Consider the following 26136-nt stretch of genomic DNA (forward strand, 5'->3'; position numbering starts at 1 on the left):
CGAAATAAAGTCTTATGTTTGACGTTAATAACCAATTAACTATATCTATTTATTATGAAAAAAGTAATTTTAGGAGCTTTGGCTTTAACGTTTGCTATTTCTGTTTCCTCTTGTAGAGAAACTGCCAATAAAGCTGAAGAGGCTGCAGATAATGCTGAAAACGCAATCGAAAATGCAGCTCAAGAAACCGCAGAAGCTACAGAAAATGCTTTAGAAAAAGCTGGAGAAGCAATCAACGAAGCTGGAGAAGCGCTTGAAAACGCTGGCGAACAGGCAGGAGAAGCTGCTGAAAAAGCGGTAGACGAAGCTGACAAAGCTTTAGAAAAAGCAGGAGATGCTCTTGAGAAAGCAGGAAGAGATACCAAAGACGCTATCAAAAAAGATTGATAAATCTTTTTTTGTATAGTTCAAAATTTAAAGCCACTCTTTACGTACAAAGAGTGGCTTTTTTATAAAGTATTGCAGTAAGCCTTTTCTCTAATCTTCTAACCACTTAATTTTATCCTCTATTGATCCGCGTTTTGATGATAATTCTTCTTTTACATCATAATTCCCTAAATAGAAAAATCCTAAACATCGTTCACCTTCTTCAAAATCGAAAAAATCTCCCATATGTTCTATTAATTTAGGACTACTCCAATAACTTCCTACTCCGTGAGCGGTACACAACAACCACATATTTTGAACTGCCATTGCCGTTGCCGCCACTTCTTCCCATTCTGGCACTCTACTTTTGATATCACGTTGCATACAAATAGCAATAATAGCACTTACTGCCTTACAATTGTCTGTAATTTTTTTGTGTTTAAAAGGTGAAAAATCGGCATTAGATGTAATGTCGGTATACGTATCAGCTAAAAATTCTCCAAGTCTATTTTTCGCACCCCCTTGAATTATCTTAAAGCGCCATGGCTGTGTTAACCTATGCGTAGGAGCCCAGTTCGCATGTTCTATTAACAATTGAATAAATTCTTTAGACACAGGAATCGTATTGTATTGAGAAGGAAAAACAGATCTTCTGCTTTTAATAATTTCATGTATATCTGTATGAATCATTATGTTTTTTAACAAAGTTATTACTATTCTATATAAATGATGACAGCAATTATCATTTATTTAACCCATTTAAACCTTAGAAAAGGGATGATCCTTATACCAAATCTACCATAAAATAGCACAAATCTCCTTGTTCATTTTCCCTCCTACTTCTTTAAAACGAGCTTAAACTGCTGTTTTCCTTGTTTTTTAATCATGTAACGATCTCTAATATCATCTGCGCCCTCAAGACCTAATTCATCAATGTATGTTATCCAATCCTGACGGTCTACGATGGCATTATCTAATAGGACATCAGTTAGGATGGCATTGTCTAATTTGGTCGCCCATAATGTTGCTTCAGAAAGATCGGCTCCACTTAAATCTGCACCAAAAAGATTAGCGTTAGTAAGATCTGCACTCAGCAGTTCAGCCATTTTTAAATTGGCATTAGTAAGTCTTGCCCTCTTTAAAATAGCATCAGAGAGGTTGATGCCGCTCATTTGAGCTTCTTTAAGTTCTGCTCTTTCTAGGTTGGCTGCTGGCATTTGCGCTCGGGACAGATCAGAATAGTCTAGTCGGGCATATTTAAGGTTTACACCTCTGCCCAAATTTACTTTCCGAAGATCGGTATATGTAAAGTCTGCCGAGTTTAAGATGTCTCTTGAAGATTCGGTACCTAAATCACTTTGTAATAGACTAAACAAAAGTTGTCCACGTTCAGGACTAATCGGTTTTTCGATTAATGTATTGTTTTCTAAAAATCTATAAGGTTTCATGGCCATGCATAAACTGATAATTCTAGCTTGTAACGTTTTGCTTATGTTTCGACCTCCTGAACCTTTGTATTTTAATTCCTCGTTAAAATCAGACAATACATCACTCATTACAAAAACCAAGGATGATCTACGGTCTGCTTCTACCAGCCTGTTTTGATTTTCAATAAATCTATTTTGATTCATCAACAATTTGGTTTGAAACACTAAAACTGCTGCTGGAATTACTGCTACCAGAAAAGCAAATAACCCAATCCTGGTAAACCGCCAAATCACGCTTGAAGAAACATCTGAAACGGTATCTACAGAAACCGTTTTATATTCTTTATACTCATGAATTGCATTGCTTATGCTATTTTTAAGTTTCTTACCAAAAATCGGAACGCTGGATCTTTTCAATAACCACCATTTTAACCTTCTTTTTTTAAGTTTAGCGGCATTGATTTGATCTAACTTATCCTGAAGTAGTTTGTTCTCTTTTTTTAACCGTTCAATATACGCTTGCTCGTTCACTGTACTATTAGATTTGGATATTAAACGATGAAGATATAAAAATTATTGGGTCTTTAAATACATTAGATTTCTAATCTGGCAGGATATGGGTGTGGTAGCAGACATTCAAAAAATATAAAATAAACTGATCTTATACGGTCTAAATAAGTCCTTTTTTTGTGAGTATATATACTAAAGAAATCAATGTTTTTGCCTCAAAACGTTTTTTCAACGCATTGATTCTATGTTCTATCGATCGAAGACTGTAAGGCTCAATATTATGTTTTTTAAGATATTTCGAAATTTCTACCTGAGTAAAACCGTCTTTCAACTTATTTATTATAAGTCTTTCATATTCATCAAATAGGACATCTTCTTGCTTCATTTCAAATTGTTATTCAAAATGCAAAAATGACAAATTAATCCGTACCGATTTTATGGAAACCCGTAACTTCCTGAAGTTTTTAAAAGTGTCCCATAAAATTTGCTTGCTAATTGTTATATACCGCTGAAGATGAGCTCAAAAAGTGGAATTCAATTTCAATACTACTTAAGATGATATCATTAAACTCTAGTAAATTACCTCGGGGGTAAGCCCACGAAGTATGCGTTAAAAAAATTTTAGCTTCGAGGCAAGTCTAATAAGTAGTATATATAACCTTTGGCGATGCCAATAAAAGTTGTCAAAAATAATTAAGCAGCTAGTTTTAGAATAGTAAGCACCCTTCTCCACAAAATATCAGAAAATACTTCGTGATCCTCTGCTCCTTTCATAATTGGCTCAAGTTCGACAAACGATAAATCACCATCGATCTTTACTCCGGCAGAAATATTACTATTCCCCAGATAGGCCATAGACCAATCACCAAATGTACGTTTCAGTTTAAATCCGGTATAAATAAGGGTAACATCGTAATGACGATCATCATTTTCGATTTCTCTATATAAATCTAGAATGTCCTTTTTATTGCCTTCTACTAATTGAAAAAAACTTTTTTTGAAATATATCAGTGCTCCTGTAATTCCGTTCTTCTTATTCTTTTCTTTTGACGTGGTAAGAATTGCCTCTAAATCATCTCTCTTTAGATTAGGTGCGGCTTTTGAGTGATAGCTCAACTCAAAAATAAGTCCTTGCTTTTCCATATTGAGCCTAAAAATCGAAGGTAAAATACCAAAGTATTCTTGAAATACTTGAGAAAAATAACTTCGACTAATAATACCAATTTTATAACAAACCTCTGACACAGACATGTCTGTAGACTGTAAAAGTTGCCTCGCCCGTTCCATTCGTAAACGCTGTATAAGACCGTTTACAGATTCACCGTACAAAAAATTAAATCCTTCTTGAAGTTTTTTTGGATTTAAACCAGAAAAAGATGAAAGTTGATTGATAGTAATCTTTTTTTCTAAACGATCTTTAATGTAATCTCCTAATTCTATTATTTTATTTAAATCATGACTCGATAGCATTCTTACTCCTTTATTTGATTTAAATTTTTCGTGGTGATGTAGCTGAGAGGCTAACGTATTTAAGATAGCACCTTCAGTAATGATAATCCCCAAAGTATCTACGCGTTTATTTTCGATAAGCACTCTAGAATATTGAGCTGTACTAGGGTCTATTTCTCCAAAATACTTTTCTTTTTTATTCATCGAAAAATATTTTGATAAGTTGTTCATGGTAAGCTCAATACGCTTAGCTTTATCATCATTAACTGACTTTAGTTTTTCGGGACTGAGAAAGATAATACTAATCTTAAGATGCACTTCTGCAGGTAACACAATCTCGTGACCCTCATTAAAACCACCCGAAAGAATCACATTCTGGTTTTGATGAATCTTATGGTGTGCCGGATCTGACGTGAATTTGTGTAGATAGTGCCCTTCTACGCAATAAATAAAATAGGTAGGCGTAATGTCTGTTTCCTTTTTTGTGAATTTAAGCTCCTTTGCCAGGCACACATTATACGTTTTTGCCGTTAAACCAGGAAACATTTGATAGGTTGAAATATACCCCTTTCCATGTTTGTTATCAAAATCTAAACATGCTAAATTGAAATCTTCAATAAAATCAGCTTCAAAATATTTAGACATTTGGCGCAACTGCTCAATTTCATCATTCCTCTCGACGTGTAGCATAATTGTTACTAGTAATTTCGATTAAATTTTGGGATGAAATTAAGGTATTCCCTTAATACAATTAAGAACATTTTTAACACAAATAGAGAAACACTTTATTCGTGAAATGGGTAAAAACGACCTTGAGGTAGTTCACTCTTTTGAGGCACAAATAAATGTTGAAAATTTAAAGATGACTATTGTAATATTATAAGGCGTAATAGATTTTGTAATGCATAATCCAGGTTTAACAATCGCGAGATAATTCGAGTTTAATTCATTTTGTATTAAGCCGCAGGTGTATTTAACAGTGTAAGTATTCTTCTCCATAAAATATCAGACAATATTTCTTGATCCTCTAGACCATCCATGATACGATCAAGATGTGAAGTTGATAAACTACCAACAGCCCCATTAGGTGGTATTATATATTTATTGTCTAAATATGCCATTGACCAATCATTGAATATGCGAGAAGGTTTAAGTCCCGTATATACAAGTTTTACATCATAATGACGCTTATCTGCTCTTATTTTTTTGAATAGTTGGAGCACCACCTCTTTGTTACCTTCTAATAATTGAAAAAATTCTCCTTTAAAATGGATAAGAGCGCCTGTAATTTGATGTTGTGCATTATGATTTCTAGAAGTATCCAAGATAGCTTCTATATCGCTATTTTGCAATTGTGAATTAGCTTTAGAGCGATAACTTAGTTCAAATATCAAACTAGACGTATCTACATTTGCTCTATAATTTGAAGGTAATACCCCGTAATGCTCTTGAAATAATCTTGAAAAGTAACTAAGGCTACTAATCCCAACACTGTAACTAATTTCTGAAATAGAAAGCTCGGTAGATTGAAGAAGTTCTTTGGCTTTTTCCATCCTGAGCCTTTGAATTAAATTTGCTATTGATTCTCCAAATAATGCATTAAAACCTTTTTGAAGTTTTTTTGGATAGATCCCTGATTTTTCGGCTAACTCTTCGATTTTTATTTTTCTGTATATATGCTCCTTAATATATTCTCCAAGTTGTAAGATCTTATCCAAATTATCGTTAGACAATAGTGCTGAAGATTTTTCAGTTTTGCGCTTCTCGTGATTAGTAAGTTGAGAGCCAAGCGTATTTAAAATGGCGCCTTCCGTAATAATAACACCTAACGTATCCAAACGTTTATTTTCTATTAATAATCTCGAAAATTCTGCTGTTCCCGGGTCAATTTCTCCAAAATACTTTTCTTTTTTATCCAACGTAAAAACCTTAGCAAGATCTTGCATTGCAACCTCTATACGTTTTGCCTTTTTATGATGTACCTTTCTAAATTTTTCGGGACTCAAAAAAATAAGGCTGATTTGCAAATCAATCTCTGGAGGAAATACAATTTCGTGCCCCTTGTCTAAGCCCCCAGATAGTATCACATTCTGATTTGTATATATTTTTTTATAGGATTGTTCTCCATAAAACTTATGCATATAGTGACCTTTAACACAATAAATAAAGTATGTAGGTGCAATTCCTTTTTCTTTTTTTGTAAACTTAAACTCTCTTGTTAGTTTAACATTATATGTTTTTGCAACAAGACCAGGAAACATTTTATAGGTAGCGATATAGCCTTTGCCATGCTCATTGTCAAAATCCAAACGTGCCGAATTATACCTTTTATCAAATTTTGCATTGAAAAAATTAGACATTTGACGAAGTTGTTCTAATTCGTCTTTTCGTTCTACGTGAAGCATAACAATTTGATTGCTGTGATTAGAGTATACAATGTACAAAATTTATTGAATGTTATTGAAAAAAAGACGAACCTTAATGCGCACTATTAAATGCTATCATAAATGATCTTTTTAGACAAAATGATTACGAAGATGCTATGAATTTAATCTAAAAGCTCAAAGGTAATATGAATCAAAAAAACCCTCAAAATAAGTAATTTTGAGGGTTTGTACTGAAGGCGGGACTTGAACCCGCACGGCCTAAATGGCCATTGGATTTTAAGTCCAACGTGTCTACCAATTCCACCACTTCAGCGTGGTATGTTTTATCTCAGAGCGAAAGACGGGATTTGAACCCGCGACCCTCACCTTGGCAAGGTGATGCTCTACCCCTGAGCTACTTTCGCGTTATGTAAAGAACTTTGCAATTCTTAAATGCAAGACTAGCTTTTGGCTAGGCAGGTGCAAATTTAAAACAATTCTAATAATACCAAAGTGTTTTTTTAAAAAAGAATAGAAAATTTTACACTTGTGGAGCTTTCTTTCTGGTGAGCATACGCTTAATTTCATTCAGCTTCATTAATGCTTCTACAGGGGTTAATGTATCGATATCAATATCGAGAATTTCATCTTTAATCTCTTCAAGCAAAGGATCATCCAAATTAAAAAAACTGAGCTGCAATTCATCTTCTTCCTGCATTCCTTTGATTTTATCGGTTAATGCAGAGCTACTATGGGATTTTTCGAGCTTTTTAAGCATTTTATTAGCCCTGTGTAAAACTTGTTGAGGCATTCCCGCCATTTTTGCCACATGAATCCCAAAACTATGTTCACTACCACCAGGTATTAGTTTTCGTAAAAACAATACGTTATTCTTTAGCTCTTTTACTGATACATTATAATTTTTTATACGAGTAAAGGTCTCGCACATTTCATTTAGCTCATGATAATGTGTTGCAAAAAGAGTCTTGGGTTTTGCAGGATGTTCGTGCAAAAACTCGCTTATAGCCCAGGCAATCGAAATCCCATCGTACGTACTCGTACCACGACCTATTTCATCTAATAAAACCAAACTTCGATCTGAAATATTATTCAAAATACTAGCAGTTTCATTCATCTCTACCATAAAGGTAGATTCACCCATCGAAATATTATCACTAGCGCCTACTCTTGTAAATATTTTGTCGATTATCCCGATTTTGGCTTCTTCGGCAGGGACAAAACAACCCATCTGGGCTAATAAAACAATTAATGCTGTTTGCCGTAATATTGCCGATTTACCACTCATATTGGGCCCTGTAATCATAATCATCTGTTGATGATCTCTATGTAGTGAAACTGTATTAGCAATATAGTGTTCTCCAGGGGGTAATTGTTTTTCAATAACAGGATGACGCCCATTTTTGATCTCGAGATCAAAAGATTCATCGATCAAAGGTCGTACATATTGATGTTGTTTTGCTAATTGTGCAAAAGAACATAAACAATCCAATTGACCAATTAACGCTGCGTTAAGTTGCACTGGTTTAATATATTCATTCATCCAAAGAACAAGATCGCCAAATAGCTGCTGTTCTAAAGCCAGTATTTTTTCTTCGGCTCCCAAAATTTTGGCTTCATATTCTTTGAGTTCTTCTGTTATATATCGTTCTGCACTTACTAATGTCTGTTTTCTAATCCAGGTATCGGGTACCTTATCTTTATGCGTATTACGCACCTCAATATAATATCCAAAAACATTGTTTGATGCAATTTTTAAAGACGTAATCCCCGTAGCTTCAGTTTCGCGCTCTAGCATTTTGTCAAGATAATCCTTTCCAGAAAAAGCGATCGATCGCAACTCATCGAGCTCTTCTACATATCCATTGGCTATTGTATTCCCTTTTAGCACATTAACGGGTGCTTCTTCATGTAAGGTTTCTTTTATTTTATGACGAAGCACTTCACAATCGTGTAGCGTATCTCCTATAATTTTCAAAGCTTCATTTTGACTTTGAACTGCCAAAGATTTAATGGGTACAATAGCATCCAGAGAATTTTTTAGTTGAATAACCTCTCGCGGATTTACTTTTGCCGTAGCTACTTTAGAAATTAAACGTTCTATATCTCCTATTTGTTTAATTTGATGCTGAATTTTGTGGTGTAATTCTGAGTTATCCATAAAAAATTGAACTACCTCATGACGTTTCTCTATCGCTGAAATATGTTTTAACGGAAGTGCCAACCATCGTTTCAAAGTACGCCCACCCATAGGAGATATGGTTTTATCAATTACATCAAGTAATGTGACGGCATTCATAGCGCTAGACTGATACAGTTCTAAATTGCGAATGGTAAATCGATCCATCCAGATGTACTGATCTTGAGCAATACGCTGAATTGCTGTTATATGCTTTAGCTTATGATGTTGTGTTTCGTTGAGATAATGTAGAATCACCCCAGCTGCAATAATTCCTTCATGTAAATGATCTACACCAAATCCCTTTAGCGAAGCGGTACCAAAATGACTAGTTAAGGTTTCAATAGCGTAATCGATTTTAAAAATCCAGTCCTCGAGAAAGAAAACATGATGATCTTGACCAAAATCTTGGCAAAAAATTTGTTTTTTGGGTTTTGTGATGAGTATTTCGCTTGGATTAAAATTTTGTAGTAATTTATCCATATGAGAAACGTCTCCCTGTGCAGTTAAGAATTCGCCGGTAGAAACATCTAAAAAAGCGATTCCTATTTCTTTTTTGCCGTAATGCAGAGCGCAAAGAAAATTGTTGCTTTTGCTTTGTAGTACTTCATCATTTAATGCAACTCCAGGAGTTACCAACTCGGTCACCCCTCTTTTTACTATGGTTTTTGTTTGCTTGGGATCTTCTAGTTGGTCACAAATCGCTACCCGCTCTCCTGCTTTTACTAATTTTGGTAAATAGGTGTGTAAAGAATGATGAGGGAACCCTGCCAAAGCAGTCTCCATCTCGCTTCCGTTTCCTCTTTTGGTTAAAACGATATTTAAGATACCTGCTGTTTTAATAGCATCTTCGCCAAAAGTTTCATAAAAATCTCCTACTCTAAATAACAACAACGCATCAGGATATTTTGCCTTTATAGCGTTGTACTGTTTCATCAAAGGAGTTACTTTTTTTCCATTCTTTCCTGCCATTCGACATCATATTTAGTCATCTATGCTAAAATACCCAATCCCTCACTGTAATCGAAATATCCAACTAGTGAGTTATTCAATTTTATCCACAATTATTTACCGGGTAGCAGTTAGTGGGTAGTTTGGTAGTTGATATTTGTAAAAAAGTTTCATAAAAGTGTTATCCCCGCGTAGGCGAGAATTTATATTAATAGATTCTGGCCTACTACAGAATGACAATAAATAATACTTTTGCACCAATGGAAAAAAACAGAAAATTAAAAAACAGCGAACTTGATCGCAAAACTATTCACGAGTTTAAAGTTGCAAAGAAAACACCACTTATCATTATTCTTGACAATGTTAGAAGTTTAAACAACATAGGGTCGGTTTTTAGAACAGCAGATGCCTTTTTAATTGAAAAAATATATTTGTGTGGTATTACGGCTACACCGCCTCATAAGGATATTCAAAAAACGGCTCTAGGTGCTACTGACACCATTGCTTGGGAGTATCATGAAGACACGTTATCACTGATTCAAAGTCTAAAAGAACAGCGTATACAAACCCTCGCAATAGAACAGGCCGAAAATGCTATTATGCTTAATGATTTTGTTCCTGAAGCCTCCCAGAAATATGCCATAATTTTTGGTAACGAAGTTAAAGGTGTACAGCAAGAGGTAGTTTCTAAAAGTGACACAGTGATTGAAATTCCGCAATATGGAAGCAAACACTCGTTAAATATATCGGTAAGCGCAGGTATTGTAGTCTGGGATTTATTTAATAAATTATAAAAAAACCTTACAAAATCTCAATTTTTTAACATTATGATTATTTAAATTAATAAAAAAACTGTATTCATACTAGGGCATGTATGTGTTTTTTACGTCTATTTATATAACTACTATAAATAACTAAAAATCAAACTCATGAAATTAAACAAAAAACTTATTGTTTTATGTGCGGTACTATATATTACCGTTCATGAAGGGTTTGCGCAAACAGCAGAATGCGGTGCAGAACCACCAAAAGATTACGGTGCTTTTATGCTTAAAAGACTTGTTACTATCGCCAAGACCAAAAGCCTATCTTCACCAGTCTCATTGCCTGTACAGCATCACGTTTCACGAAACTCTAGCGGAAACAATCCAGCTGTATCTAGTGCAGAGATTCAAAATGTTATGGATGAACTTAATACGACTTATGCACCTATGAACATTTCGTTCTATGCAAATGGTCCTGTACGATTTATCGATAATAGTACGTGGAACTCTTCCTTTAATAAAAGTAATGACAGTGAGCTACGGCAATACGAAATAGCTGAAGCTATTAATATATTTTATTTTAGCCAAGTACGTTCTGGTAGCAGTAGTATCTGCGGATATGCAAAATTTCCTGGTACTGGTAATCGTGCTGTCCTTAAAGCATCTTGCTCTCAAAATGGATCCACTTCTGCTCATGAATTAGGACATTATTTTTCTATACTACACACACATTCTACCTCGAACGGCCGTGAACTCGTACGACGTACGAATTGTAATGGTGCCGGAGATTTTTTTTGTGACACCCCGGCAGATCCAAGACTTAGCAGTAGTTCGGTGAATTCGAGTTGTAACTATACTGGTTCGGCAACAGATACTAACGGAGATAGCTATCAACCTGATACAAGAAACGTAATGTCTTATACCCGTAAAAGCTGTCGTACAGGAGGATTTACAAGTCAGCAACAAAATGCTATTATAGCTTCTCTTCAATCAGACAGAGCTTACCTGCTCAACACAACTGATCCAACACCTTGCACAATCGTCGACAATTTTCCTTATCGACAAAGTTTTGAATCTGGTTTTGGATCATGGTCAAATGCAAGCGGAGATGATATTAATTGGTCAAACAATTCTGGCGGTACGCCATCTAGCGGTACAGGCCCTTCAAATGCAAAAGATGGCTCATCTTATCTCTATACCGAAGCTTCTACAAATGTCGATCCACCAGGAAGCCCAAACAAAACAGCCATTCTTAATAGTCCATGTATTGATCTGAGTTCTTCTTCGAATAAGTCGCTATCATTTGGATATCATATGTTGGGTGCGAATATGGGAACTTTGGAAGTATTGATAAGCACAAACGATGGTGATTCATTTACTTCGATATGGAGTAAAAACGGAGATCAAGGGGATACATGGAATGAAGCCATCGTAGACCTTTCTTCATATTCTGGAATAGTCAAATTTCAGTTTAAAGGAATAACAGGATCAAGCTGGAGAAGTGATATCGCAATTGATGATATTCGTATTAGTTCAGGGACCACCTCCCTTCCTAGTACGTGTGATGGTATTACTAGTTATCCCTATAGAGAAAGTTTCGAGCCTGGTTTTGGTTCATGGATTCAAGAAACCAGTGACGATATTGACTGGACTTTGGATAGTAATACAACTCCGTCTTCAAACACAGGACCTTCGGCACCTTCTAACGGCGATAATTACGCATTTACTGAAGCATCAGGTAATGGAACTGGTTTTCCTAATAAAATTGCATTACTCACCAGTCCCTGTATTGATCTAACTAACGATATAAACTCACAACTCACCTTCGATTATCATATGTATGGTTCAAATATGGGAAGTCTAGAGATACGAATCTCAACTAATGACGGCAATTCTTGGTCAACTATTTGGAGTCAAAACGGAGATCAAGGAGATAATTGGAACACACAAAATATTGATTTGTCGGCTTACAATGGTACCGTTGTTAAATTACAAATTAAAGGAACAACAGGATCTGGTTTTAGAAGTGACATGGCCATTGATAATTTAAATATTAGATCAGATAGTGCTGATAGTGATATCTATGATGCCGAAAGTACTACAGCTACTACTGTCGCGATATTTCCAAATCCAATAGCTTCTGGATTGTTAACTATTCAACATTCAAAAATTGCTAAAAACAATACTCCTGTACAAGTTACAATTACTGATTTTTCAGGAAAAAGAATAGACATTATATCCTCAACTAGAGGATTTACTACCTATGATACAAGCACGCTTAGTAATGGAGTATATTTTGTGATCATAGACAATGGAGATCGTAAAATAACCAAAAAACTCATAAAACAATAAATTTGCTTTTATTTTTTGTAACGCTGTCTAAAAAGTAGTCTTTTGTAATAAAATGAATAGAAGTAAGTTACCACTAGGGTATAGCACATTACTTCAAAATTAAATTTTTAATGACAATTTACGGCCTTTTAGACAGCTCTTTATGCACTACATAATTAAATTGATTCAACCATAGCATCTAAAATAGCGATATAATCGGCTCTGCTCTTTATAAAATCTTTATCAGTTACGTCAATAATACAACTATTAAATGCCGATTTTGATTTTATGAATTGCAAATAGCCCTTATTAATTTTATCAAGATAGGTAGGCGATATATTTTGTTCATATGATCGTCCTCTTTTTTGAATATTTTCCAGAAGACGCTCAGTACTTTGATACAGGTATACGTATAAACCCGGTTTTACGAGATGTTTATACATAATATCGAATACACGCTTATACAAGGTAAACTCCTCTTCTTGCAAGGTTACTTTGGCAAATATTAGGGATTTGAATACATCATAATCACTTATCACCAGATCTTTAAAAAGATCAAATTGCGCAATATCTTCCTGGATTCGCTGGTATCGATCGGCAAGAAAAGACATTTCGAGCGGAAAAGCATACCGTTCCATATCTTCATAAAATTTAGGCAAAAACGGATTATCGGCAAAACGTTCCAAAATCAATTTTCCATTAAACTCTTTTGAAAGTAGTTGGGCAAGACTCGTTTTTCCGGCTCCGATATTACCTTCGATAGTCAAATATTCAAATTGTGATACGTTATACGATGTTTTAGGAGGTGTTAGTGTGAGTTCGGTTTTTCTTATTTCAGAAGTATCAGACGTACGCTTTAGTAATTGGGATACTGTTTTTTTAAAGATGGGGTGTTCTTCAGTAGGTGCTATCTCTACCAGTGGGGTTAAAACAAACCTTCGATCGTGCATTGCAGGATGAGGAACTATTAAATTGGCTGTCTCTATGATTCCTTCCGAAGAAAAAATAATATCCAGATCAATAGTTCTATCCTGATATCCTTTACTATTGACTCTATTTCTTCCCAGATCCTGTTCTATCTGCATAAGTAGATCCAATACTTCTAAGGTGGTATAAAAAGTTTCTACCAAAATGCAAGAATTCAAAAAGTCGCTACTATCAAACCCCCAAGCAGGAGTTTCGTAAACTCCGGATATGAATCGCACATCTCCAATTGTTTTAAAAATTTTGGCAATAGCTTTTTCAATAAATTCAAGACGATTTCCTATATTACTTCCTAATGAAATATAGAGTAGATGCGCTGTTTTCAAAGTTGGATATTTATATTCTGACCAGAACTCCTTATTTTAGAAGCAAATTAAGCAAAACAAAATCACTTCACCTTATATTTTGATGAAGTATTATCAACGAATACTATTTTGAGTACACACCTATTGAATCTTAAAGATCAAAAAGTAGCATATCGAATTTATTTCATTTTAGGATCACTTTTTATATCCTCTTTAGTAGTCTCTAATTTAATTTTTCAGAAATTTTTTTACTGGGATTTTTTTGGCATCTATACGTTTGAAATCTCTGTAGGGATATTGCCCTATCCTATTACCTTTTTAATTACAGATATTATTAGTGAAGTGTATGGAAAAAGAAAAGCCAATCAAATTGTAACGGCAGGAATATTTGCTTCCTTTTTTTCGTTAATTATAGTAAGCGCTTCTGCTTGGGTTCCTGCTACATCGTGGTCGCCTATCGATGACCCTTTGTTCGATACTGTATTTGGGGCTACCGGTATTGCTGTTTTTGCGTCGATGTTGGCTTATCTTTTTGCCCAGTATATCGACATACAGATGTTTCACTTCTGGAAAAAATTAACACGCGGAAGATATCTATGGGTACGAAACAACTTCTCAACCTTCTCTTCACAATTTATAGATACTTTAACGGTTCTTCTGCTTTTATGCATATCTGGTCTTATAGAATGGGAACGTTTTGGTGTCTTATTGCTGAATGGCTTTTTATTTAAAGTTTTGGTGGCAGCTTTGGATACGCCGCTATTATATTTGGCAGTATACCTGTTTAGACGTCGCTTTGGTATGAAACAAAACGGTGAACTTGCTTTAGAAATATGATTGTAACAAATAGTTAACTCAAAAACATTAAAATCCTTTGTAATTTAATTGTTATTTTGCATGATAGCATTTCAATTTAGTAATCTATACGTGTTGCATAAATTCATACGAGAAATTGTGTTGACCATATGAGATGGATTATACATGTAGAGTACATTGAGATATCATTCTACGAGAATATTAAAAACCCTAACCATGAAAAAAGCACTGAAAATCTTCGGTATTATTGTTTTACTTCTTATCATCTCTTTAATTTCTATTCCTTTTTTATTTAAAGGGACTCTACAAGATAAAGTACGACACCTGGTAAATGAGCATGTAAATGCAAAGGTTGATTTCGCCGATATTCATATTAGTTTACTACGAAGTTTCCCTCAAGCGTCAGTTGTAATTGATGATTTGTCTATCATTAATTATGCGCCTTTCGAAGGTGATACCTTGGCGTATTCTAAAACGATTGCTCTGGATATGTCGGTGAACGAGCTTTTTAAAAGTGCTAATGAGGCGATTAGTGTTCAGAAAATAGTTATTGATCAGGCTGTTGTGCATATAAAAATAGACTCCCTTGGTAGTTCAAATTATGATATTACTAAAACATCTGAAACAACACCGCAAAGCAATTCGGTAAATGAAGAAAATGGGGATTTCACTTTTTCTTTAGAACACTATGAAATTAACGATAGTAACATAACCTATAAAGATGAGGGTACCCAAACCCTACTAGAAATGCAACATTTTAATCACAGTGGTGATGGTTCGGTATCTGGCGACAAGGTTATTTTAGATACCCATACAGATACTGATGCTTCTTTTGGATTTGACAATGTTAGGTATCTCGATAAAAACAAACTACAACTGGATGCACAATTAGAATTGGATCTTAAAAATCAAAAATATGCTTTTAAAGAGAATAAAGCTTTACTAAATAGGTTACCCTTACAATTTACCGGTTTTGTTCAGCTATTTGACCAATATACCGATGTTGATCTCAGCTTTGAAACACCCACCTCTGAGTTTAAGAATTTTTTAGCGGTTATTCCTGAGGCTTATGCCAAAAACCTTGACGGAGTGCAAACTACTGGTGATTTCTCTATAGCAGGTTCAATACAAGGGAAAACAGATGAAACTCGTATTCCTACGCTCGATATTGCAATTCAATCTCAAAATGCGTCCTTTAAATATCCCGATTTGCCTAAAGGTGTTTCAAATATTTTGATTGATGTATTCATTAAAAATGAAACCGGACTCGCCAATGATACGTTCATAGCTATAAATCATCTCAATTTTAATATCGGAGAAGATAATTTTGCAGCTCAAGGCACATTAAAAAATCTCATAGAAAACGTATTGGTCGATATGAGGCTTAAGGGACTACTACATCTGGAAAATCTAGAAAAGGCTTATCCTTTGGACCTGGATCAAGAGCTAAACGGCATTGTAACCGCCGATCTTACGTCCAACTTTGATATGCAGTCTTTAGAGAAAGAACGCTATCAAAATGTTAAGAGTAGTGGATCTGCTATGATAAAAGATTTCACATATGCCTCGCCAGAGTTACCCAATACACTTAATGTTTCTACTGCACAGATAAATTTTAAGCCCGGCACAATTTCTTTGGAACAACTAGAAGCTACTACAGGTACGTCTGACATTAGCGCTACAGGGACTATTGCCAACCTGATGGGGTTTTTATTTGCAAAACAAGATCTAAAAGGAAATTTTGATGTACAATCTAATGTCTTCTCTGTAAATGATTTCATGATTGCCGAAACAGAAACCGAACAACCTGAAAATCAAGAAAATAAAAGTAATCCTGCAACACCTGCAACAGCAGCAGATGAGACCATGAGAATCCCATCGTTTCTAGATGCTACCCTTAATTTTGATACTCAAAAAGTAGTTTATGATAATCTACAATTATCAAATACAAAAGGTACTGTTACAATAAAAGATGAAACTGCCTATTTACAAAATGTGACTTCTACCATATTTAATGGAGGTTTAGCATTTAATGGCGATGTATCTACTAAATCTAAGGTGCCTGTTTTTAATATGGCCTTAGATTTAAATCAGATTGATATTGTTCAATCCTTCAACAACCTCGAATTAGTAAAAGGGCTAGCGCCTATCGCCAGAGCGTTGACAGGTAATCTTACCACTCAAATTAATCTTAACGGGCGCCTGAATGAAAATTTAACACCCGTACTCACGTCACTTAAAGGAAAAGCACTTGCAGAAATTCTAAACGCGCAAGTTTCTACCACCAAAACACCTCTTTTATCCAAATTAGACAGTAGGCTTAACTTTATTGACTTAGACAAGTTGAACCTTGAAACTATCAAAACTAATTTGAGTTTTGATGATGGTAAAATCAACGTAACACCTTTTGATTTCGTGGTAAAAGGTATTAAAATTACAGCGGGAGGAAGCCATAGCTTTGATCAAAGTATGAATTATAATGTATCCTTGGATATACCTGCAAAATATTTGGGTAATGAAACTTCTGGATTAATTTCTCAGCTATCTGAACAAGAAGCCAATACGATGACAGTATCTTTGCCCATTGGTATTACCGGTAATTTTACGAACCCAAAAGTAGACCTTGAGCTTGGATCAGCCGTTAAAAATCTCACTCAGCAAATTATAGCTAAACAGAAAGACAAAGCAAAAGATAAAATTAAGGATAAGGGAGGCAAGGTGCTTTCTGATCTTTTAGGATCTTCGACAAAGAAAAACGATTCGGCAACCACTACAAAAACAAAACCCGAAGAAACCCTGAAGAACACAGCCAGGAATATTTTGGGTGGATTTTTGGGTAGGAAAAAGAAAAAAGATTCTACTAAAACCAAAAATTAGCGGTCATTATTTTGATACATATAGTTACGAGAGCACAAACCATGTAAGGCCTACCAAAAGAGTTTATAAATTACGAAAAACACATACAATAAAATAGATAAAGTTAGGTTATTCAAAGACTAACATATTAGTTATCAATAGAATAATTATAATTGATATTGTTAAACTAGTACAAAATAATATAGCTGGCTATGAAATCTAATGTGGTATATTTTATTGTAGTTTTACTAATTTCTGTTTCTTCATATTCGCAAGACGTTATAGATAATCCAGCGTTATGGCTTAAAGGGTGGACAAATTTTAATCCTATCGAAACAGAATATCCTGAACCTGAAAAAAAACTTCAGAATAGTATAGACAAAGACCTCTATTTAAGCAACGAATACACCTATTTATTATCAGGGAATGTATATATTACCAACAATGCCCAACTTACCATACAAGAAGGTACTATTATACGATGCGATACCAAGGGGATGACAAATTTAGTCATTACCAAAGGTGCTAAGTTGGTTGCTAAAGGCAGCAAAGCTTTTCCAATAGTCTTTACGTCAAATAATCGAGCAAAATCCAGAAAATCAGGAGACTGGGGTGGTATTGTCATCGCAGGATCAGGAAAAACCAATGCTTTGGCCGTTTATAAAGTTATCGAAGGGGATTTTTTACCACAATATGCGGTTTATGGCGGAACAGAGGAGAATGAAGCTACCACAGAATTATCATATGTTAGGATAGAATTTGCAGGAAAAAAAGTAAAAGAATCCAAAGGATATAATGCCCTATCACTATATGCTTTGGGAAAAAAGTCTATCCTTAATAATATTATGATAAGCTACTCAGAGAATGATTCTTTTACATGTTTTGGAGGTACGGTAGATCTACAAAATCTTATTTCATATAAAGCCAAAGGTGATGATTATGATTTTACTTTGGGTTATCGCGGTAAGTTAAGTACTATTATGGCAATTCGCCATCCCTATATAACAGACGCCAGCGGATCTTATGCCATAGAGATAGATGGATATACCAAGAATGAAGGGTTTATTTCTTCAGATTTCTTATCAAATGTGAGTATTCAACATGCTTCTTTAATCAATTTATCTACAAAAAGAAATTACATGCATACTACAGCGGCTATATTCACCAAAAACCAAGCTGCTCTTACTATTACTGATTCAAGAATTTCAGGTTTTGCAAATGTCGTAAAATTTGATGCCTCTTATACGTCATTTCAAGATTTAAAACATTATTTTTTATTAGAAAACAGTGTGTACAACGTGCATAATTCTGCCGTTTTAACACATCACCAATCTGCAATAGATAATACTTCACAATTACTACAGTATAATATGTACACCAATAATTTTAAAAATGCCGAAGATTGGTTTACAGACCCATTTAATACAAAAAAACCTAAATTCACGATTAAAGATTCTAATTCTTATACGGTTATGGAATAAATACTATGATCCCCAGTTCGATTATTATCTTGTAGAGTAGTATTCATTTCCTTTCGCAGGTTTGTCGAGCCCTTCGTTAGAGCTCAGGACCGGCTCAATTGATACTTGGTTGATGAACTTAAAAATAACCTTTCGACCTCGCACGAGATGACTGAAACAAAATGGGATTTCTGAACATCAATAGAGTAATAATCAAACTCAGGTCAATACTAACGACCAACTTAACTTCATATAATTACGTCGGGATGTATTGATTAAGCCTGCCCGACATTTTGCGTATTTTTGTTGCCATACACTCAGAATAGTTCAATAAAATTTATACGAATAGTTATCAAATTGACATTTTCAACAGTAATCCGACTTCGAACTTTAATGCAAAATGACGATAGGAAAGATAAAATTATAGGGGAATTCACCCCTTTTTTTGAAGTTTTAGTGAATTTTTAACTATTATGTTTATTCTTTTATACTTAACGATAAACAATACTTAAATTATTGATTATCAAATCATTGTTTTCTAATTTTGTAAGAAATTTACTCATAATTATATTATAATTTTAGTTAAAATATCGGTAAACGTACAAAGTTTACGGTAAAAGCGTAATTAATTTTAACAAAACTCTATTATCTTAGTAATCCCAAAAAAAAGAAACGAGAAATCATTTCTTTTAGAACTTTAACCCCAAAATACAAAACAATGCAAAAAAAACTTTTTGTAACTACTACCCTCATTTTACTTTTTTTACAATTTAACACTAGTCAAGCACAAAATTTTAGCGAAAAAGACAACAGATGGGTCAAAGGATGGACTAATTTTTCTCCTAATAAGACAGATTATCCAGAAGCCGAAGAAAAACTACCTCACATCATATCCAGTCATATGTATCTAAGAAATGATATCGTTTACTTTATGTCTGGTGATGTATATGTAACCAATGAGGCAACATTAACGATACAAGAAGGTACTGTTATACGTTGTGACCATAAAAATCCGGCTAATTTAATAGTAACCAAAGGAGCGAAGTTAATTGCTTTGGGATCAAAAGCCTACCCTATAGTTTTTACTTCTAATAAAGCTCCTAAATCCAGAAATAATGGAGATTGGGGAGGAATCATAATAGCAGGATCAGGTAAAGTCAATACGGTATCTGGTAATGGTTTGATCGATGGTAATTTCCAACCGCAATATGCTATCTACGGAGGCAATCAGTATAACGAAGAAACTACTATACTTAGTCATGTAAGAATAGAGTTTGCCGGTAATACTGTAAAAAGAAAAGAAGGAGCAAACGGTCTATCCCTTTACGGTATAGGATCATCTTCTGTAATTGATCATGTAATGATTAGTTATTCTGGTCAAGATTCGTTCAATTTTCATGGAGGAAGTAACAATATGCAAAATCTAATCTCTTTAAAAGCAAAAGAAAACGATTATAGTATGTCTGAAGGTTTTAAAGGAAACTTAAGCCATGTGATTGCTATACGCCATCCTCTGGTGTCTAGCCCAAAAGGTTCTTATGCCATAGAGATTGATGGGTATAATAAAGAAACGGGATATATAAGACCTGATGATGTAACCGATGTTACTTTTAGCAACGCAGATTTGATAAACCTATCCAATAAAAGTAACTATCAGCATACTACTGCTGCTATTTCTACAACGAATTCTGGATTAACCTATATTCATAACTCTAAAATATCTGGTTTTTCTGATGTAGTAAAATTTGATCGATCCTATACTTCTATAGCTTTAATAAAAAAGTCGTTTATGATGGATAATAGTTTCTTCAATATTCATAGTAAAGGTGTAGACATTGCCAATCAATCTTTATTAAAAGAATCTCTGGATATTCTAAAATACAATAGATTTACTGAAAGTTTTGTTGGCGTCGATGATCTCTTTAGTGATCCAAAAAACAATGTGATACCCAAATTTCAATTAAAAAAGTCTCTTAACACCTACATGGTGATGCAGTAATAGCGATCTGTTAGGGATTCGTATACCGTAAAACCAATTAAAATGATTAGAATATAAATTTAATTACAATAGAATACCATGCCCAAATTAATACTACATTTTATACTTCTTTTTACAATTCATATGGCTTTTGGTCAAAAAACGAATGAGGCTGTATTATTTACCCAGGATAAACAAATTAACAAGTTTCATACGATAGAAGATTTACAGAATTTGAAAAAAGGAGACCTTATCGGTCTTTATAAAGATAGGGTTAGAGAAATAATGACGGTGATTCCACTTTTATCACTTACCAATGAGGCCGGAGTTAAATTAAGCGATATTGGGATCAAAGAGGATTCTCGACATGTAAAAATTCTTAAAAACAACAAAGAAACCATAGAAAAGAGTCTAGTAACCACATACGAAGCTATTGAAGAGCTAGTCGCATATGCCGACACAGAAAAAATAATCTGGACTGTTCTTTATTTTGAAGAGATTATCAAAAAGATGAGAATAGGCGTAAACGGAAGTTTTTAAAAAATTGTAATTTGTATTATTGTTAAATTATCAAATTAACGAGGGTAGAAAGCGGCTAATACCGCTTTCTTTTTTTATGATGATAACAAATTGGTATGCTGCAGCCATACTGATACCATTTTTTAATTAAAATTTACAAGTAAATAACGCTGTTTGATCATTACATTTGTTCCGAAAAGAGAAAAAAAGGAATACCACCATGACGAATAGTAATCAGGATTCGAAATTATTGCTAACCAAAGAAGAAATGAAACAATATGGATACAAGATCATTGACCATATTGTAGCGCATTTTGAAACTCAAGATTCTAAGAAACCCGTTGCTCTTGCAACAAGAGAAGAAATGGATTCACTACTGGCAGAGGGGATTCCTGAGCATCCACAACCCCCTTATGAGGTCTTAGATTTTGTAATGAATCATATTATCCCCAATAGCAATATAGTAACGCATCCAAAGTCATTCTCCTTTGTACCCGGCCCAAGTAATTATATAAGCGTAATGGCCGATACGATTGCAACAGGCTTCAATATATTTTCAGGAGGATGGGCCTCGTCTCCTGCAGCTGCAGAGTTAGAGATTGTAACCATGAATTGGCTATTAGAAATGTTTGGATTTCCTAAGAAAGCAGGTGGCGGAATTTTTACCAGCGGCGGCTCTATGGCTAATCTTACCGCACTAGTTACCGCCCGAAGACTAAAATGTGGCAGTGATTTTTCTAAAGCTACGATCTATCTTTCAGATCAGGCGCATTCTTCTAATATCAAAGCTATAAAGGTAATTGGTTTCAAGAAAGAACAAATTAGAATCATACCCACAGATCTAGAGTTTAAAATAGCCATCAATAAGCTTAAAAATAGTATTGCCAGAGACCGCTTAGAAGGATTACAACCTTTTTGTATTATCGCTTCTGCGGGAACCACAAATACAGGAACGGTTGATCCCTTAGAAGAGATAGCATCGATATGCGAAACCGAAAATTTATGGTTTCATATAGATGGTGCTTATGGTGGAGCTGCCATACTTTCAGAAAAAGGAAAAAAACTATTAAAAGGCATAGAAAAGGCTGACTCGCTTACGGTGGATCCTCATAAATGGTTCTTCCAACCTTACGAAATGGGTTGTTTACTCGTTAAAAATCATAATTGGCTAAGTCATACCTTTACTGAAAAGCCTGAATATTTAAGAGATATTGAAGGAAACGAATCAGAAATTAATTTTTATGATCACGGTATCCAGCTGACACGGCGTTTTAGAGCATTAAAATTATACATGTCGCTTAAAACTTTTGGGTTAGAATCCTTTAAAAAAGCAATTACTTATGCTATTGATAGTACTGAAAAAACAGAAGAGCATTTAAGACAAAGTAAACTTTGGGAAATTACATCACCGGCAACACTAGCGATCATAAACTTCAGGTATAATCCCATAGATCAGCATCTTTCTGAAACACAACTGGATCAAATCAATCAAAGTATTTCTAAAAAGATCATAGATTCTAGAGACGCCTTGTTAGTGACTACCCTTTTAAATGATCAGGTGGTCATAAGAATGTGTCTTATCAATCCCAGAACCACTTTTGAAGATATCACAACCACCTTGAAACAGTGCGAAGGTTATGCAGAAGAAATACTTCTGGAACTAATACCACAATAAAAATATAGTCTAGAACGACTAATTAATAGTAAGCTCAACGACATAGCCCTCACTATTGCGCACATTAAAAACGGTGTGATCTTCAAAAATGAGATATTGTCCTTTTACTCCTTTTAAAATACCTGAAAACTCTGGCGTTTTATCGAGATTAAGGCTCTTTACTGAATTTGGATATTGTAATACCGGAAAATGCAGTGTAGTTTCTTTATTATCTTCAACAAAATAAGGTTTAACCTCTTCGGGAATGTGCGCTTTTAATTTATTTTTATAGACTACCAGATCCTCGTCTTTGATCTCATTTTTAAGCATCGTACGCCAATTCGTTTTATCGGCTACATGCGCTTTAAGAGCAACCTCTGTTATTCCGGCTAGATATCGATTAGGGACCTCAACTATCTCAATAGCTTCATGGGCACCTTGATCTATCCAGCGTGTGGGTACTTGTGATTTGCGGGTCACACCAACTTTTACATTGCTAGAATTTGCAAGATAAACGATATGAGGTTGTAATTGCACTCTTTTTTCAAAAGCCAAATCTCGGTCTTCGACACCAAGATGTGCGGTACTTAATTCTGGTCGCATAATCCAGTCCCCTACTTCTGGTCGGTTAAAAAAATCATCATAGCAGTATCCCTGCCGATATATTTTTTTGTTTTTACCACATGCCAGACATTGATACCCTACAAATCTAATTTGTACCTGTTTATTTAATAATTGATTGACATGTATAAAGTCTGATTCAAACACCAGATAATATTGGATAGGATCACCAATCTCGGTTTGCATTTTGGTAAGCACTCCTTGATACTGCATAAAATTTGGTTCGCTATTATTCTTGCAAAAAGAATGTAATTTTTTTACTATTTTAGTTGACAACAACCAAAAATAGTATGTTACGTACTATTTGAGCATAAAGATACATCAAAAAATGCCAATCCCTTTAGTTAATTCTATTGCCAGCTGGTTTTTAAAAAAACGATTTCATCAAATGGAACTTTTTTTAAAGTATCCTAATGAAGTGCAACACGAATTATTACATATGTTGTTGGAAACAGCAAAAAACACCGAATTTGGAAAAAGGTACGGCTTTGATACTATACATAATTACGAAACTTATAAAGAGCGCGTTCCTGTTCGATCTTATGAAGATTATGAAGCCATGATCGAAAGAAGCCGCCTGGGAGAACATCAAATTTTTTGGCCAACACCCATCAAATGGTTTGCCAAATCCAGTGGTACAACAAGTGCCAAAAGTAAGTTTATTCCGGTAAGTCAAGAATCCCTTGAGGATTGCCATTTTGCTGCGGGCAAAGATCTTTTGTGTATGTATCTTAACAATAACGAAAACTCTCAACTTTTTACGGGTAAAAGCCTTAGACTAGGAGGCAGCAAAGAACTGTATAAAGAAAATGGCACTTCTTTTGGAGACCTATCTGCTATCATTATCGATAATATGCCTTTTTGGGCCGATTTTAGTTCTACACCAAGTAGCGAAGTGTCATTAATGAGTGATTGGGAATTTAAGATGAGGGCTATTGTTAACGAAACGATTCAGGAGAATGTAACCAGCCTGGCTGGTGTTCCTTCGTGGATGTTAGTACTGCTAAATAAAGTACTCGAAACGACAGGCAAAGACCATCTTTTTGAGATATGGAATCATCTGGAAGTATATTTTCACGGGGGTGTCAACTTTGATCCCTATATCGATCAATACGCCAGAATTTTACCTCGAAATAAATTTAAGTATTACGAAATCTACAACGCTTCTGAAGGTTTCTTCGCCATACAAGATCATAATGACTCATCTGAGTTGTTGTTAATGTTAGACTACGGAATCTTTTATGAGTTCATCCCGATGCATACCTATAATACCGACCAAGAAAAAGTAATCCCTTTGAGTGAAGTCGAAGTTGGACAAAATTATGCCGTAATTATTACCACAAATGCCGGTTTATGGAGATATAAAATTGGAGACACCATTCGCTTTACCTCCATCCATCCCTATAGAATTAAAGTTTCTGGTAGAACAAAACATCATATCAACGTTTTTGGTGAAGAACTTATTATAGAAAATACGGAAGAAGCACTAAGAAAAACTGCAAAGATCACCGAAAGTGAAATAGTCGATTATACAGTTGCACCTATTTTTATGGAAGGAAAAGAAAAAGGCGCTCATGAATGGGTAATTGAATTCAAAAAAACACCAAAAGACTTAAATGCCTTTGCCCTAATTCTTGATCAAAATCTCCAAAATGTGAATAGTGATTATGAAGCAAAACGCTATAATGATACGACATTAACTATCCTTAAATTAAGAGTGGCTAGAAAAAATTTGTTCTATGACTGGCTTAAAATGAAAGATAAACTGGGAGGGCAACACAAAATCCCCCGATTATCAAATACGAGAGTATATCTAGAAGAATTACTTACACTTAATCAAGTTACCTCATTCCCTTCATAACAAATCCCAATATACAAGTAAAATAGCTTAAAATGTGCAAAAATTACGGTTTTACCATAAATAATGTATGTAAGAATTATATTTTTTAACAAAAAACAGCGTATTTCATCGTTTAAAAAAGGGGTTTAGTCTAAAAGTTTCCAAATCTCTTTTACGCTTATTTTTTTCATATTAAATTTGATAACAGATAGTTAGAAATTCTTAAAGTCCCAAAATATGAAAATTGTTACTACACTATTTATAACTTTATTTTTTGTCACTGTAACTCGTGCGCAAGACACTCAAGTTAATTCAGAAAACACACATCTCATTGCTGAAACAGAAGTAGTATCTCATCAGGATTCTGCATTGCATGTCTTACATTCGGTACTTTTGAAAGAAGATACTACATGCTATAGTGAAATTTCGAAAGTTACCTTTTACGAAGCACTTTTACGTCAAAATAATTTGGATATTGACCTGAAAGAGAGTGCAAATCTTGCTTTGAAAAATACAGAAGATATGATTCGAATTAACAAAGACCGAGTGTCATATTCTGATTAATAGTGCAAATCATTCTTTTTGGATGTATAAAAACACATTCAAGTATCGCCATTTTAATGTCTAGCTTACAAGACAATCTATAGCGCCAAATTTTTTAATTACGAAGCAAGTCGCAAAGAGTATCATCATATTTTATGATTGTGTTCCAAGAGTAGATCTCAAATCGCCATAACAAAAT

19 protein-coding genes and 2 tRNA genes are annotated in these 26136 nt (G+C 34.5%); 11 read left to right on the forward strand and 10 right to left on the reverse strand.

Features of this window, described 5'->3' with window-relative positions:
• Positions 1–54: 54 nt before the first annotated feature.
• Positions 55–387, forward strand: coding sequence for a hypothetical protein (locus J8281_RS09660; RefSeq protein ID WP_210197413.1), 333 nt, complete (start codon positions 55–57; stop codon positions 385–387).
• 90 nt (positions 388–477) lie between these two features.
• On the opposite strand, the gene J8281_RS09665 is transcribed toward J8281_RS09660, so the two are convergent.
• The 8 genes from J8281_RS09665 to mutS all read right to left on the reverse strand — a co-directional run bounded on the left by J8281_RS09665 (position 478) and on the right by mutS (position 9287).
• Positions 478–1056 carry a nitroreductase gene (locus tag J8281_RS09665; RefSeq protein ID WP_210197414.1) on the reverse strand — a complete coding sequence of 193 codons (579 nt, stop codon included), beginning with the start codon at positions 1054–1056 and terminating at the stop codon, positions 478–480.
• A gap of 146 nt (positions 1057–1202) precedes the next feature.
• A complete protein-coding gene (locus J8281_RS19955; RefSeq protein ID WP_210197415.1) occupies positions 1203–2324 on the reverse strand; it encodes a pentapeptide repeat-containing protein in 1122 nt (373 codons plus the stop codon).
• Between the two features lie 139 nt (positions 2325–2463).
• Complete coding sequence (locus J8281_RS09675; RefSeq protein WP_210197416.1) at positions 2464–2688, reverse strand: hypothetical protein; 225 nt, start codon at positions 2686–2688, stop codon at positions 2464–2466.
• A gap of 308 nt (positions 2689–2996) precedes the next feature.
• Positions 2997–4442, reverse strand: coding sequence for a BLUF domain-containing protein (locus J8281_RS09680; RefSeq protein ID WP_210197417.1), 1446 nt, complete (start codon positions 4440–4442; stop codon positions 2997–2999).
• A gap of 266 nt (positions 4443–4708) precedes the next feature.
• Positions 4709–6157, reverse strand: a complete 1449-nt coding sequence (locus J8281_RS09685; RefSeq protein WP_210197418.1) for a BLUF domain-containing protein — start codon at positions 6155–6157, stop codon at positions 4709–4711.
• Positions 6158–6367: 210 nt separating this feature from the next.
• Positions 6368–6452, reverse strand: a tRNA-Leu gene (locus J8281_RS09690).
• A 19-nt stretch (positions 6453–6471) separates the two neighbouring features.
• Positions 6472–6543: transfer RNA gene (locus J8281_RS09695), tRNA-Gly, on the reverse strand.
• 116 nt (positions 6544–6659) lie between these two features.
• Positions 6660–9287, reverse strand: a complete 2628-nt coding sequence (gene mutS / locus J8281_RS09700; protein WP_210197419.1) for a DNA mismatch repair protein MutS — start codon at positions 9285–9287, stop codon at positions 6660–6662.
• Between the two features lie 239 nt (positions 9288–9526).
• Between mutS and J8281_RS09705 the strand changes: the two genes are divergently transcribed.
• Entirely contained in the window at positions 9527–10060 is a 534-nt protein-coding gene (locus tag J8281_RS09705; protein ID WP_210197420.1) for an RNA methyltransferase, read from the forward strand.
• Between the two features lie 135 nt (positions 10061–10195).
• On the forward strand, positions 10196–12382 hold the full coding sequence (locus J8281_RS09710; protein WP_210197421.1) for a T9SS-dependent choice-of-anchor J family protein: 2187 nt from the start codon (positions 10196–10198) through the stop codon (positions 12380–12382).
• A gap of 155 nt (positions 12383–12537) precedes the next feature.
• On the opposite strand, the gene folK is transcribed toward J8281_RS09710, so the two are convergent.
• Positions 12538–13671: a 2-amino-4-hydroxy-6-hydroxymethyldihydropteridine diphosphokinase gene (folK, locus tag J8281_RS09715; RefSeq protein ID WP_210197422.1), complete on the reverse strand. Its 1134-nt coding sequence runs from the start codon at positions 13669–13671 to the stop codon at positions 12538–12540.
• 108 nt (positions 13672–13779) lie between these two features.
• Here folK and J8281_RS09720 point away from each other — a divergent pair, with 108 nt between their 5' ends.
• From J8281_RS09720 to J8281_RS09745, 6 genes are all read left to right on the forward strand, one after another.
• On the forward strand, positions 13780–14487 hold the full coding sequence (locus J8281_RS09720; protein WP_246849063.1) for a queuosine precursor transporter: 708 nt from the start codon (positions 13780–13782) through the stop codon (positions 14485–14487).
• Positions 14488–14682: 195 nt separating this feature from the next.
• Positions 14683–17343 (forward strand): AsmA-like C-terminal region-containing protein, encoded by a 2661-nt coding sequence (locus tag J8281_RS09725; RefSeq protein ID WP_210197423.1) that lies wholly within the window; start codon positions 14683–14685, stop codon positions 17341–17343.
• A 191-nt stretch (positions 17344–17534) separates the two neighbouring features.
• Positions 17535–18803, forward strand: a complete 1269-nt coding sequence (locus J8281_RS09730; RefSeq protein ID WP_210197424.1) for a hypothetical protein — start codon at positions 17535–17537, stop codon at positions 18801–18803.
• A 697-nt stretch (positions 18804–19500) separates the two neighbouring features.
• The gene (locus J8281_RS09735) at positions 19501–20781 is read left to right on the forward strand and encodes a hypothetical protein (RefSeq protein WP_210197425.1); all 1281 of its coding nucleotides are present in this window, start codon (positions 19501–19503) and stop codon (positions 20779–20781) included.
• Positions 20782–20859: 78 nt separating this feature from the next.
• The gene (locus tag J8281_RS09740) at positions 20860–21300 is read left to right on the forward strand and encodes a hypothetical protein (protein ID WP_210197426.1); all 441 of its coding nucleotides are present in this window, start codon (positions 20860–20862) and stop codon (positions 21298–21300) included.
• A 199-nt stretch (positions 21301–21499) separates the two neighbouring features.
• Positions 21500–22954 carry an aspartate aminotransferase family protein gene (locus J8281_RS09745; protein WP_210197427.1) on the forward strand — a complete coding sequence of 485 codons (1455 nt, stop codon included), beginning with the start codon at positions 21500–21502 and terminating at the stop codon, positions 22952–22954.
• 18 nt (positions 22955–22972) lie between these two features.
• Here the strand turns inward: J8281_RS09745 and J8281_RS09750 are convergent, their stop codons facing one another.
• Positions 22973–23767 (reverse strand): DUF2797 domain-containing protein, encoded by a 795-nt coding sequence (locus J8281_RS09750; RefSeq protein WP_210197428.1) that lies wholly within the window; start codon positions 23765–23767, stop codon positions 22973–22975.
• 115 nt (positions 23768–23882) lie between these two features.
• Between J8281_RS09750 and J8281_RS09755 the strand changes: the two genes are divergently transcribed.
• Together J8281_RS09755 and J8281_RS09760 are read left to right on the forward strand one after the other, a co-directional pair.
• Positions 23883–25415 (forward strand): GH3 auxin-responsive promoter family protein, encoded by a 1533-nt coding sequence (locus tag J8281_RS09755; RefSeq protein WP_210197429.1) that lies wholly within the window; start codon positions 23883–23885, stop codon positions 25413–25415.
• Positions 25416–25631: 216 nt separating this feature from the next.
• Positions 25632–25958: a hypothetical protein gene (locus tag J8281_RS09760; protein ID WP_210197430.1), complete on the forward strand. Its 327-nt coding sequence runs from the start codon at positions 25632–25634 to the stop codon at positions 25956–25958.
• Positions 25959–26136: the final 178 nt, after the last annotated feature.

Source organism: Aquimarina sp. U1-2, assembly GCF_017897595.1.
Lineage (GTDB): Bacteria > Bacteroidota > Bacteroidia > Flavobacteriales > Flavobacteriaceae > Aquimarina.